Genomic DNA, 12803 nt, shown 5'->3' on the forward strand with positions numbered 1-12803 from the left:
TTCAGCAAGTGTTTTTTCTGCTTTGATCGCAGCAAGTGCTACCTTAGCCTTAAAGTCGTTTGAATGATTTCTTCTTGGTCTACGTGCCATAAAATACTCCATATATTGATGTTTATAACATCATTTGGGGAGCAAAATATCACTTATAAGTGTTGTTCAAATTTCCTGATCCACCTCTTAAGTACCCGTTGTATTAAAGCTTTTTAGAAATTTAAATAAATCCATTATTTCTTCCCCCCATGAAAAAATAAATAAATTATACTCAATAATATCTAGTGGATTAAATAGCCGTTGGTCGAATAGCTAGAGCTATGGATCAAGTGATCATTAAAAAAATATGTATTACTTTTGAATCTAGACTTATCTAAAGTTTGAATCAGGCAAATACAAAAATACAGTTCCCAACTCAATGAGAACTGTATTATTAATACTACAAATTGATCGAAATTAAACAGCAAGTACTTTCACAATAATGGTTTGCATGTCTTCATTTTCTTCAGCCAAATAAACACGCTTTAACTCTTTACTTTTCACTTTGAATTGATGATTTTGATACTGAATTACAGCCGGAATTTGATCAAAATACAGGCTATCTGCGTCTAATTCTTCTTGAAAAAGTGGCGTGCCCAATTGATAGTCTAGGCTTTTTAATACTACATATTTAACAGTCGTTTTCATTGAAATAAACCTACTTTTGTTACGCTCTTTATTTTAAGTTTTAACATCGTTTTCCTTCCGAAAAAACCTTTATTTCATATTTTCGTACAGCTTCTAAGCAATCACGCTATTTTTGTGAATTCCACAACACCCACAGTACCAACTTAGACTTTTAGTGAAATTACAGGCGAGCGGAATCAATGCTAAAATTTTAAGAATACTAATGATCATTCACCATTCTACTTTGGGGTAAGCACATGCTTAAACAGTGTTGCGATGCTTTAGAACAAAAATCCATGACTATCGCATTTATCGAGAGTGCAAGCTCTGGTTATTTATGTAGCCAATTTTCAATTTATAAGAATAGTGGTGCAGATATCTTGTTAGGTGGTCTGGTCAGCTATGATCCGTCGATCAAGCGTGAAATTTTAAAAGTAGATCCTCTACTGATAGAACAATATACGGCCGAATCGGCAGAAGTGACTCAAGCGATGGCTGAGCACGGACAACAGCTTTTTTCACGTGCAAACTTTGTGGTTGCCTGCACTGGATTACTCAAATCCGGTGGCAGCGCAACTGTAGAAAAACCCGAAGGAACATTTTATATTTCAATCTTACATGACAGTCGTATTTATAATTACCACTATTTTATTTTAGGTACAGCTTTAGAACGCTTAGATCAGTTAACTGAAAATGTTGCTCACAGTGTATTAGACATCTTAAATGCAGAATAAAACATACATAATCTTCATATTTAAATATCATTTTGCATAGCATACTGTATTGAGAAATTTTTCTCATCAGGACAAGAAAATGCAGCTACGTCATTTCAATGCATTCGCAATTAGCACACTACTGTCCTGCTCTGCTTTGGCTACGGTAGGCGGTCCTCAAAACATTGAGGTTTTAGGTTTTGATAAAAAAGACCAAAAAATCTATTTAATGCGTCATTTTGAAGATGGTCGTGGTCGTTTACCACAATTATATTATTATCAATTAAATAGCCAAAAACCGACGCAATTAATTACAGTGAGATCTTTATATATTAATCCCAAGACAAAACGGATTGATTACGATCAAGACAGCACCCAGTTTGATAAAGAAATTGCGAAAATAAAAAAACGTTTAGTCAAATTAACACCAGTAAATAACAATAATGCTCGAATACAGTTATTAACAACCATGAATGGCACTGCAAAATCATGGTATGACCCGAATGAAACCATTGATAAATGGACCTATCAATATCGTGTTAAAAATTCGCAGTATAAAAGCGCTGTACAAAAGGCTGAGACGTATAAAGAAGGTTTAAAAATTTCTAAAACTTATCGTGTAGTGCAAAAGCCATTTTATTTAGTGACTGTTAAATATCTAGGGATTCCATTTGAAACAGGATATAGCGTTGAAGATCCGGTTTTACTAACCAAATAGATTGTTAACTCAAATAACAAATAATAAAAAAGCCTCTTTTGAGGCTTTTTTATTTCACTTTAAAATTATGCCGCAGAACGTTCTGCAATCGGCACAACTTTACGAAGTTCAGGGCCTGTATAGTCCGCGCTTGGGCGAATAATACGGTTGTCTGCACGCTGTTCCATCACGTGTGCTGCCCAGCCTGTTACACGGCTCATCACAAAGATTGGTGTGAATAGTTTGGTTGCAATATCCATGAAATGATATGCCGATGCATGGAAGAAGTCTGCATTACAGAACAATTTCTTCTCACGCCACATCACTTCTTCACAGCGTACTGATACTGGATAAAGTACAGTATCACCGACGTCTTTTGCTAGGCGCTCAGACCAGATTTTGATGATGCCATTACGTGGATCATTGTCTTTATAGATCGCATGACCAAAGCCCATGATTTTTTCTTTACGTTCCAGTTTGCCGAGCATTTCACGTTCAGCTTCTTCCGGAGACGTCCAGTTTTCAATCATTTCCATCGCTGCTTCATTTGCACCGCCATGTAATGGGCCACGAAGTGAACCAATTGCACCTGTGATACATGAATGCATATCTGACAATGTTGATGCACATACACGCGCTGTGAATGTAGATGCGTTAAATTCATGCTCTGCATACAGAATCAGTGATACGTTCATCACTTGTTCATGCAATTCATTTGGTTTTTCGCCACGCAGTAAATGTAGGAATTGAGCGCCGATTGAATCATCATCGGTATTTTCTTCTACACGTACGCCATCATGGCTGAAACGGTACCAATAGCAGATGATCGCAGGAAGCGTTGCCAAAATACGGTCTGCAACATCTTGTTGTTCAGCAAATGACTGTTCTGTTTCTAAGTTACCTAGCATTGAAACGCCTGTACGCATCACATCCATTGGGTGTGAGTCTGCAGGAATACGTTCTAATACTTCTTTCAACGCTTGTGGCAATTGACGCAATGATTTGAGTTTAGCTTTGTATGCTGCTAATTGTTCTGTTGTTGGCAATTCACCAAAGAAAATCAGGTACGCAACTTCTTCAAACTGGCAGTTTTCTGCCAAGTCTTGAACGTCATAACCACGATAGGTTAAGCCCGCACCGCTTTTGCCTACAGTTGAAAGTGCAGTTTTACCCGCTACTTGTCCGCGCAGTCCTGCGCCCGTGAGTACTTTTCCTTCAGCCATTTTTTATTTTCCTTCAGTGAACAATTTATCTAAGGTGTTTTCAAAAGTGTGATAATCGAGGAATTGATAGAGTTCTTTTCGTTGTTGCATTTTATCCAGTACATTGACTTGTGTACCGTCATTGCGGATCGCATGCATCACTTCGAGTGCCGCTTTTTGCATTGCACGTGTCGGAGACAATGGATAAAGCACCATTGAAATGCCTTGCTCGCCTAATTCTTCTTTGGTGTAGTAAGGGGTATCACCAAACTCTGTGATATTTGCCAATACTGGTACACCCACAGCATCGCAGACTGTTTTGTACATGGTGATGTCTGTCATTGCTTCAGCAAAGATCGCATCTGCTCCTGCTTCTACACATGCACATGCGCGGTCGATCACTGCCTGCAAACCTTCTTTTTGTAATGCATCTGTACGTGCCATCACCACAAAATTTGAATCGGTTTTTGCATCGACTGCCGCTTTAATACGGTCAACCATTTCTTGTTGTGACACAATTTCTTTGTTTGGACGGTGACCACAACGTTTTTGTGCCACTTGGTCTTCGATATGAACCGCTGCTGCACCTGCTGCAATCATTTGCTTCACACTGCGGGCAATATTAAATGCACCGCCCCAACCTGTATCGATATCGACAAGTAATGGCGTATCTACACGTTCAGTAATACGACGAACATCTTCCAAAACATTGTCTAAACTGGTCATGCCTAAGTCAGGTAAACCATATGAATAGTTCGCAACACCTGCACCAGATAAATATATGGCTTTATAGCCAACTTCTTTTGCCATCATTGCTGCATAGGCATTTACTGTGCCAATGATTTGTAATGGTTTTTCGATTTCCAATGCTTGTCTAAATCTTAAGCCTGCAGACGTTTGTTGTGTCATATTCCTTTCCACGGCATTTACTTTAATTTTCGAAGTTTGAGTATATCCATATTTTTTTCCAACTCTATGGCTTTGTAGAATATTAACTCTAAAACTTTAGTCAAATATTTCACTTATCACCTATCTGTTGTTATTCTTTAGTCAAAGATCTCTAATTTATAAGCAAAGCAGAAAAGTACTAATTTTTTTGCTATAATTATCGTCAAATCAGCTCTTTTTTTGTTAAAAATTATCACTTTATGCAAGATTTAATACACATTGAACCTCTAACGCATGACCAGCCACAAACGCGGCGCGGACATGAACGATGTGTTGCGCTTTTAGAAAGTGCTACGGAGCTTTTTTTAAAACGTGGTTTTGATGCAGTTTCATTAGATGACATCGTGAATCATGCAGGTGGTTCAAAAGCGTCAATCTATAAATATTTTGGTAATAAAGACGGATTATTTAAGGCCATTTGTGACTATCGTCGCTGCTTATTTTTCAAAGATATTTGCCTACCATTTACGGTGAGCCCTGACACCGATATTCGTGCTTATCTCATCAATACTTTAAGTGACTTTCATCAGCATATCGTGATGCCTGAAAATGCGGCATTTATGCGGTTAGTCTTAGAACAAACAGGACGTAATCCTGAAATAGCACGTTATATTCATGAGCAAGGCCCAAAACAAATTCAGAACACCGTTGCGGAAATTTTATATCAAGCACATCAACACGGTTTGCTGTATTGTGAAAACCCGCTGTTTTCGGCTCAATTTTATTTTGGAATTTTGCGAAATTTAGAATGGCGCGTTCTCATGGGCATCACCATTGATGAAAATGATCAAGAAACCATCAATTACATCAGTTATTGCGTCGATCGTTTCCTAGACGGTCACCAAAAGCGCTAGATTTTTTGCAATTTACCTCTCTTATAGTATATTAATCGATTCCTTTTTCTCTAACCAACCAACAACTAATTGTTGTTTTGTTTTTTGATTCAGCAATTATTGTGGAGTAACAATGGCTCTACGTCACTTTCTAACTTTACGCGATTTATCGACTTTAGAACTTAACCAAATTGTACAGCGCGGTATCGAACTCAAGCGCAAACAGCATAACAATGAAGTTTTCCAGCCTTTCGTTGGTAAAGTCATGGGCATGATTTTTGAGAAATCGAGCACCCGTACACGTGTATCGTTTGAAGCAGGAATGAGCCAATTTGGTGGTAGCGCAATTTTCCTTTCATCTCGCGACTCTCAATTAGGTCGTGGCGAGCCAGTAGAAGATTCTGCACGTGTGATTTCAAGCATGCTTGATATTGTGATGATTCGTACTTTTGGTCATGACATTGTTGAACGTTTTGCCTCTTATTCAAAAGTTCCTGTCATCAATGCATTAACAGATGATCACCACCCTTGCCAATTACTTGCCGATGTTCAAACATTTGTTGAACACCGTGGTTCTATTGAAGGCAAAACGGTTGCTTGGATTGGTGATGGCAACAATATGTGTAACTCATATATTGAAGCTGCTCATATGTGGGGCTTTAAATTAAAAATCGCTGCACCTAAGGGCTATGAACCTAAAGCTGAATTTTTATCTGAATTTGCACACTGTGTGGAACTTGTTGATTCTGCCGAAGATGCTGCGGTTAATGCAGATTTAATCGTGACAGATGTTTGGGCAAGTATGGGCCAAGAAGAAGAACAAAAAATTCGTGAAAAAGCGTTTGCTGATTATCAAGTGAATGAACGCCTGATGGATCTTGCTCACGCTGACTGCCTATTTATGCACTGCTTACCTGCGCATCGTGGCGAAGAAATTTCTGAAAATATGCTTGACCACAAAAATGCTGTGGTTTGGGATGAAGCTGAAAATCGCTTACATGCACAAAAAGCACTTGTTGAATTCTTAATTAACGAAAATCTTAAAAAAGACTAAGGTTTTACTTAGATAAATGAAGCACCTTCGGGTGCTTTTTTTGTTTTTGCATGCTTTAATAAAACCATATATTTTATAAGTGATTAAGATTATGCGTTTAAGAAATATTTGCTTATTGGCTCTTGGATTGAGCTTATCTACTTTTAGCTTTGCTGGTGAACCAAGTGAATTAGATCAATACTTGGTGAAAAATCAGATTTTAGATAGCAATTTTAAAATTAAAAATAAAACAGGTTTAAACGAAATACTGGCTGCCATTAGTGATGAAGATTCACGCACTCTTCCCTATCAAGTTGATCAGAATATGTTGATGGAAAAAATGGAAATGGAAGCGGATAAGATTGAAATTGATGGTATTATCACCACCCCTGATTTTGCGCAATTTGAACAATCAGTCGGTGAACATAAGGTGAAGCAACTCATCAAGCATAATTCACTCCAAAACTGTGAATTACTATTCGAGCATCAATTTCAACGTGTTAATCCATATAAAATTGAAATGGATCTAAGCTCGGGTAGCAAACAATACGAAATTATCATTAAAAATACAGAGTGCAAATTTAAATAAATATCTAATTTCTTACAGCTCTTGGTTTAACTTTTGCATTGTTTAACTTAACGAATTAAACCTTGAGGCTGTAATACAATCACAGCTGCGCCCACCAACACAATGACGCCACCTAGCATATCCCAACGTGTTAGAACTACGTGATCGACAAAACGCAACCACAGCAATGCAGAGAAAATGTAGATTCCGCCATAGGCTGCATAGATACGACCCGAAGCTGCTGGATGCAACGTCAATAACCAAACAAATGCAGCCAATGCAAGCGCTGTTGGAATCCATAACCACTGCGATTTTTGCTGATTTAAAATCAAATATGGGAAGTAACAGCCTAAAATTTCCATCAGTGCTGTCAGTGCAAATAAACCAAATGTGGTCAGCACTTTTGTTAATGGTATGTCCATCATTGAGAAACCCAAATCTAGCGTCGAATAAATATAAAAAACCCGTGCAAGCACGGGTTTTTCGTTAATTAAATTACTTAAGCAGGTTCAGCGGTTTGGTCTTCAAACACTTCGAGTTTTAAGCCCACAGCTTTGCCATTTTCTTTCTTCACTGAAACACCAACATTACCGCCATGTTCCGCAAGCTCGCCAAACAAAATCATTTCAGCAAGCGGTTTCTTCAAATGCTCTTGAATTAAACGCTGCATTGGACGAGCGCCCATCAAGCGATCGTATCCTTGCTCTGCCATCCATTCGCGTGCATCTTGGTCAACCTCAAGAACCACTTTTTTGTCATCTAACTGTGCCTGAAGCTCTGTTAAAAACTTATCAACCACACTTTCAATGACCGTTGTTGGCAATGCTTTAAATTGAATAACACCATCTAAGCGGTTACGGAACTCCGGAGAGAAGGCTTTTTTCATCGCGTCTTGGTTGTCATTACTGTTGTCTTGGTCCATGAAACCAATGCTCACTCGTGAAATTGATTCTGCACCAATATTCGTAGTCAGTACTAACACGACGTTACGAAAGTCAGATTTACGACCATTGTTGTCCGTTAATGAACCATGATCCATAATTTGTAATAACAAATTAAAGACATCTGGATGCGCTTTCTCAATTTCGTCTAGTAAAAGTACGCAATGCGGATTTTTATGAATCGCGTCGGTCAACAAACCTCCTTGATCAAAACCTACATAACCCGGAGGCGCACCAATTAAACGAGATACGGCATGACGTTCCATGTATTCAGACATATCGAAACGCACAAGTTCAACGCCTAACAATTTTGCCAATTGCTTAGTGACTTCAGTTTTACCCACGCCTGTAGGACCAGCAAATACAAAATTACCCACTGGCTTATCTGGTGCTTTAAGACCTGCACGAGATAATTTAATCGCAGATGCAAGCGCTTCAATCGCTTCATCTTGACCAAACACCACACGTTTCAGATCACGCTCTAGATTTTCAAGAACGCTCTTGTCATCTTTAGAGACAGTTTTCGGTGGAATACGCGCAATTTTCGAAACGATATCTTCAATGTTTTCAACTGAAATGACTGTATCATCTTGCTCAGCTTTTAAACGACGCTGTGCACCCGCCTCATCAATCACATCAATGGCTTTATCAGGCAAGAAACGATCATTGATAAATTTCGCAGATAGTTCTACCGCAGAAACCAACGCTTGATCTTCGTATTTCACATGATGGAATTCTTCAAATTTGCCTTTTAAGCCACGCAGAATATCAATCGTTTCTGAAATAGATGGTTCATTGACATCAATTTTTTGGAAACGACGAGATAATGCATGATCTTTTTCAAAAACTTGACGATATTCTTGGAAAGTCGTTGAACCGATACAACGTAAAGTACCATTCGCCAAAGCTGGTTTGATGAGGTTCGATGCATCCATCGTGCTGCCCATACTTGAGCCTGCACCGATGATCATATGAATTTCATCAATAAATAAAATAGCTTCGGGCTTTTTCTTCAATGCATTTAACAGTTGTTTTAAACGCTTTTCAAAATCACCACGGTATTTAGTTCCTGCAACTAAAGCACCAATGTCTAAACTAAATACTTCTGCATTTTCAAGCGGTTTAGGAGCTTTGCCATTTACAATGAGCCAAGCCAAACCTTCAGCAATCGAAGTTTTACCTACACCTGGATCACCTACCAAAAGAGGGTTGTTTTTACGGCGACGGCATAGAATTTGAGCTGTACGTTCAATCTCTTTTTCACGACCAATTAGTGGATCTGTTTTGCCTTTTTGAGCTTCAACATTCAGATTAGTCGTATAAAGCTCTAATGGGCCAGAATTTGAAGACGTAGTGCTTTCACCATCGAGCTCTTCAATTTCCTCTTCGGCTTGGACTTCATCTTTACGTGTGCCATGAGACAAATACTGCGTTAATGTCAAACGGTTGATTTGATGGCGTTTAAGTAAATACACCGCAAATGAATCACGCTCTGAATACATCGCAACTAAAATGTCTGCACCTTCTACAGTGCGGTCATTACCACTCGATTGCACATGGAAAATTGCACGCTGCAAAATACGATCAAAACTTTCTGTAGGATGTGGTGCTTGATCGCTATTTTCGCCAAGCTTAGGGGTATGTTGTTCTACGTATTCTTCAAGTTCTTTGCGAAGCACAATAATGTCTGCGCCACATGCTTTCAATGCATTAACAGCGGAATCATTATCCAGTAAAGCCAATAATAAATGTTCTACCGTCAAAAATTCATGTCTCTTTTGACGAGCCATGCTGACAGCCAAACGTAGTGATACTTCTAATTGACGACTGAGCATGTAATCCCCTTATTAATCTTTTGGCTCAATCTGACAAAGTAATGGATGACTTTGCGACCGAGCGTAATTATTGACCTGATTTGCTTTAGTCTCTGCGATGTCTCGCGGATAAACCCCTGCAACACCCTTTCCTTCATAATGTACAGTTAGCATTACTTGAGTGGCTTGGTCAAGATTCAAAGCAAAGTATTGTTGTAAAATTTCAATTACAAAGTCCATTGGAGTGTAATCATCGTTCATTAAAACGACAGCATACATAGGAGGACGCTTTAACTCAGGTGGCGCAGTCAATACTTGAATGTCTGAATCACCATCATCCTGCATACCTTGGCTGAGAGTCGGGTTTAGATGCCAGTCCACTAAACCAGATTGGTAAAATGAATTTTTAATGTCAGATAAACACGTTTGACGCTTATTGGTTCGCATAGGATTTAGGTTTCACACTTAGTTTGCACTTGCTTCAGTTTGAGGAATTTCTGAAAGGAAAGCAGATTGATTTTCAACAGGCTGACCTTTCGACCAGCTAAAACGGCGAATAACGGGTTTAGAACCGCTTAAACGCACTTCAATAAAGTCTGGACTAAAGCCTTTTGGCATGGTCCAACGTCCAGTGAGTCGCTCACTTTCGCTAAAGTTAAAGTTTTTGTCTTCTAAAGGCACTGCAAGTACTTCTGTACCCTTAATTAGACGCAGCTCAACACTTCCAGACACATTACTTTTTGACGGACTTACTTGAACGAGATCAAGTTGGTATTCATACGCATTTTCAGGTAACGGTTTAATCGCTAAATGTTGTACTGCAAGCGGCATACCACCACGTTGGCGCAATACTTCACGATACAAAACACCCAAATTACCGGTTAACTCTTGATCATCACGTGCTTTTTTAACAGCCAAATATAAATCATTTGAATTACTTACAGCAACATCACGCTCTTGAATTGCCGCATTCAAACTTTTATTCAGGCCTGCTAATTCAGTTTTTTGCTTTTGCACCACATCAACAAGTTGCTCTGCATCTGCATCATAACCGACCACAGTTAAGCCCTGACGATGACCAATACTATATCCGAGCAAACCGCTGCTCAATGCAAGTACAACTGCACCAATCGCCAGTGGCATATTCGTCTTCATAAAAGGCGTTTTTTCACTGTTTTCAGGTTCTGACTTGAAATTAGATTCTGTATTCGACATCGTCATCTCTTATTTTTAGTTCACTCAAGGCACACATTTAAATCCAGTTTTAAATGTGTGTGAAGTTTTAAATCGTTTCTTATGGTAATAAACCAATGCCTTGAAGTCCTGCATTTTCAGCAAAACTAAACATCAAGTTCATATTTTGTACGGCTTGGCCTGCAGCACCTTTCACCAAGTTGTCTTGAGCCACCAAAATCACCAATTTTTTCGGTTGAGGCTTGCAAATCGCAATACGTAATTGGTTCGCACCACGCACAGTACGTGTTTCAGGTGAGCTACCTGCAGGCATAACATCTACAAACTGCTCATTGGCATAGAACTGTTCATATATGCTTTGTAAATCCGCAGAAGCACCTGCGTCTGTCAAATCAATATAGATAGTGCTGAGCATGCCACGAATCATCGGTACTAAATGCGGTACGAATAAAATTTCGTTAAACACACCTTTTTGACCTGAAATATTTTCTAAGGCTTCTACAATTTCAGGATGATGACGGTGACCCGCTACACCATATGCTTTAAAGTTATCTGCATTTTCAGAATAGATCATGCCAAGGCTGGCTTTACGACCTGCACCAGACACACCTGATTTTGCATCAATAATAATGCTTTCAGGTTTCACTAATCCTTCAGCTTTTAATACTGGCGCTAAACCGAGCTGAACAGTTGTTGGGTAACAACCTGGGTTACCAATCACTGAAGCCTTTTGAATTTTTTCACGGTTTAATTCAGACAAACCATAAACTGAATCTTTTAATAGCTCTGGACAGGCATGGTCTAAACCATACCATTTCTCAAATTGAGCTAAGTCTTGCAAGCGGAAGTCTGCTGCCAAATCGATCACTTTCGTATTTGCAGTGACCAATTCTTCTGCATGCTTCATTGCTACACCGTGCGGAGTCGCAAAAAATACAACGTCGCATTTTTTTAGTTCATCAATGTTCAGGTCTGAATATTGAAGATCGGTATGACCGCGTAAGCTTGGGAACATGTCATCGACACGGCGCCCATTTTCAGTACGTGATGTCAGAACTTTTACTTCTGCATTTGGGTGTCGCAGTAAAATACGCAGTAATTCAACACCTGTGTAACCTGTACCGCCGACAATACCTACTGAAATCACGCTCTTTACCTCTATTCAAAGTATCCATTTGATGACTGCGTAGTATGACAGGAAGTTACGGTTTTCTGAACTGTTTTGACATATAAAGCTTCACTTTATAATGTTAGCTTATCTTCTGAATCCTATTAAGTCAGATCATGCATATAAATCCTGATCATTACCTATCCACAGCTCAAGGTCGTGTCTTCACTAAAGAAAGAAATATTCCAGCATGGCAATGCTGTTTTGACGCTTTTAAGCATGAATTAAAAACTAACCCAAAGGTTAAAGTCATTTATATATTGATCGGATGCCAAGGGGCTGGGAAATCAACTTGGGCCAAAAACCAAATATCCCGCGAACCTGAAAATATTATTTTTGATGCTATTTTAGTAAAGCAATCTGAACGTCTGCCGATTATTGAGCAAGCTAAACAATTGGGTAAAAAATGCGTTGCTGTATGGTTTCAAATCCCGCTCGAAGTATGCATAAAAAGAAACGCTCAACGCCCTTCAGATGAAATAGTCGATCTGATGGCATTAACCAATGTTTATTACGCATTAGAACCGCCTACATACCAAGAAGGATTTGATTTAATTGAAATAATATATTAAGAAATGCTTTAGTGTTTACAACTTAGTGCCTTTAATTCAGAGCACCCACCACCAAGGCATTGCCGTCATTTTTAGTATTTTTCGATGCTGCTGAAAATTTATATCATGCTTTTGCACTTCAGCCCAAAAGTTTGGGCTATGGTCAAAGTGCTTGGTATGCGCTAACTCATGTACAGCCACATATCGTACAACTTGCTCTGGAAACAGCACCAATGCGCTATTCAGCATAATATCATGGCGCGCTGAACAGCTTCCCCAGCGCGTTTTGGGCTGACGAATTGAGCAATCACCATATTTCAAGCCTGTTTCACTGCTCACTTGCTTTAAATAAATTGGCTCTGTACACGACAAAAATAGATAACTCATTGAAATAATGTCACAATAATTGTTTTCTAACGACGAATACTATGACACATCTCAATGAGTTATATCTTATCTTAAACAAATCTCTAAAATGGAACAA

The 12803-nt window shown here is 38.9% G+C and carries 14 protein-coding genes and 1 pseudogene; 6 read left to right on the top strand and 9 right to left on the bottom strand.

The genetic code is table 11. The annotated features are described in order from the left end of the window. Window positions 1–447: 447 nt before the first annotated feature. On the bottom strand, window positions 448–678 hold the full coding sequence (locus tag FTU79_RS15540; RefSeq protein ID WP_078190858.1) for a hypothetical protein: 231 nt from the start codon (window positions 676–678) through the stop codon (window positions 448–450). Window positions 679–914: 236 nt separating this feature from the next. Between FTU79_RS15540 and FTU79_RS15545 the strand changes: the two genes are divergently transcribed. Both FTU79_RS15545 and FTU79_RS15550 read left to right on the top strand, forming a co-directional pair. Continuing rightward, the gene (locus tag FTU79_RS15545; RefSeq protein WP_180007802.1) at window positions 915–1391 is read left to right on the top strand and encodes a CinA family protein; all 477 of its coding nucleotides are present in this window, start codon (window positions 915–917) and stop codon (window positions 1389–1391) included. A 79-nt stretch (window positions 1392–1470) separates the two neighbouring features. Next, window positions 1471–2088 (top strand): aminotransferase, encoded by a 618-nt coding sequence (locus FTU79_RS15550; RefSeq protein WP_078190860.1) that lies wholly within the window; start codon window positions 1471–1473, stop codon window positions 2086–2088. A gap of 65 nt (window positions 2089–2153) precedes the next feature. Here the strand turns inward: FTU79_RS15550 and prpC are convergent, their stop codons facing one another. Next, entirely contained in the window at window positions 2154–3290 is a 1137-nt protein-coding gene (prpC, locus tag FTU79_RS15555) for a 2-methylcitrate synthase (RefSeq protein ID WP_180051268.1), read from the bottom strand. A 3-nt stretch (window positions 3291–3293) separates the two neighbouring features. Then, the gene (gene prpB, locus FTU79_RS15560; protein ID WP_180051271.1) at window positions 3294–4178 is read right to left on the bottom strand and encodes a methylisocitrate lyase; all 885 of its coding nucleotides are present in this window, start codon (window positions 4176–4178) and stop codon (window positions 3294–3296) included. 239 nt (window positions 4179–4417) lie between these two features. Between prpB and FTU79_RS15565 the strand changes: the two genes are divergently transcribed. The 3 genes from FTU79_RS15565 to FTU79_RS15575 all read left to right on the top strand — a co-directional run bounded on the left by FTU79_RS15565 (window position 4418) and on the right by FTU79_RS15575 (window position 6672). After that, a complete protein-coding gene (locus tag FTU79_RS15565) occupies window positions 4418–5071 on the top strand; it encodes a TetR/AcrR family transcriptional regulator (RefSeq protein WP_111883702.1) in 654 nt (217 codons plus the stop codon). Between the two features lie 112 nt (window positions 5072–5183). Continuing rightward, window positions 5184–6104 carry an ornithine carbamoyltransferase gene (gene argF / locus FTU79_RS15570; protein WP_078193464.1) on the top strand — a complete coding sequence of 307 codons (921 nt, stop codon included), beginning with the start codon at window positions 5184–5186 and terminating at the stop codon, window positions 6102–6104. Window positions 6105–6195: 91 nt separating this feature from the next. Continuing rightward, on the top strand, window positions 6196–6672 hold the full coding sequence (locus tag FTU79_RS15575) for a hypothetical protein (RefSeq protein ID WP_180026239.1): 477 nt from the start codon (window positions 6196–6198) through the stop codon (window positions 6670–6672). A 47-nt stretch (window positions 6673–6719) separates the two neighbouring features. On the opposite strand, the gene FTU79_RS15580 is transcribed toward FTU79_RS15575, so the two are convergent. The 5 genes from FTU79_RS15580 to argC all read right to left on the bottom strand — a co-directional run bounded on the left by FTU79_RS15580 (window position 6720) and on the right by argC (window position 11747). After that, window positions 6720–7073, bottom strand: a complete 354-nt coding sequence (locus tag FTU79_RS15580; RefSeq protein ID WP_111883867.1) for a YnfA family protein — start codon at window positions 7071–7073, stop codon at window positions 6720–6722. A gap of 77 nt (window positions 7074–7150) precedes the next feature. After that, a complete protein-coding gene (gene clpA / locus FTU79_RS15585) occupies window positions 7151–9427 on the bottom strand; it encodes an ATP-dependent Clp protease ATP-binding subunit ClpA (RefSeq protein WP_078193466.1) in 2277 nt (758 codons plus the stop codon). 12 nt (window positions 9428–9439) lie between these two features. Continuing rightward, entirely contained in the window at window positions 9440–9853 is a 414-nt protein-coding gene (gene clpS, locus FTU79_RS15590; protein ID WP_180051274.1) for an ATP-dependent Clp protease adapter ClpS, read from the bottom strand. A gap of 18 nt (window positions 9854–9871) precedes the next feature. Then, window positions 9872–10621 (bottom strand): hypothetical protein, encoded by a 750-nt coding sequence (locus FTU79_RS15595; RefSeq protein ID WP_078193467.1) that lies wholly within the window; start codon window positions 10619–10621, stop codon window positions 9872–9874. Between the two features lie 79 nt (window positions 10622–10700). Next, window positions 10701–11747, bottom strand: coding sequence for an N-acetyl-gamma-glutamyl-phosphate reductase (gene argC / locus FTU79_RS15600; RefSeq protein ID WP_180051276.1), 1047 nt, complete (start codon window positions 11745–11747; stop codon window positions 10701–10703). Window positions 11748–11884: 137 nt separating this feature from the next. Between argC and FTU79_RS15605 the strand changes: the two genes are divergently transcribed. Further along, window positions 11885–12340 (top strand): AAA family ATPase, encoded by a 456-nt coding sequence (locus FTU79_RS15605; protein ID WP_180051279.1) that lies wholly within the window; start codon window positions 11885–11887, stop codon window positions 12338–12340. A 36-nt stretch (window positions 12341–12376) separates the two neighbouring features. Here the strand turns inward: FTU79_RS15605 and FTU79_RS15610 are convergent. Next, window positions 12377–12676: pseudogene (locus FTU79_RS15610) on the bottom strand (YgjP-like metallopeptidase domain-containing protein); the annotation flags it as partial. Window positions 12677–12803: the final 127 nt, after the last annotated feature.

Source organism: Acinetobacter sp. YH12144 (assembly GCF_013418345.1).
GTDB lineage: Bacteria > Pseudomonadota > Gammaproteobacteria > Pseudomonadales > Moraxellaceae > Acinetobacter > Acinetobacter amyesii.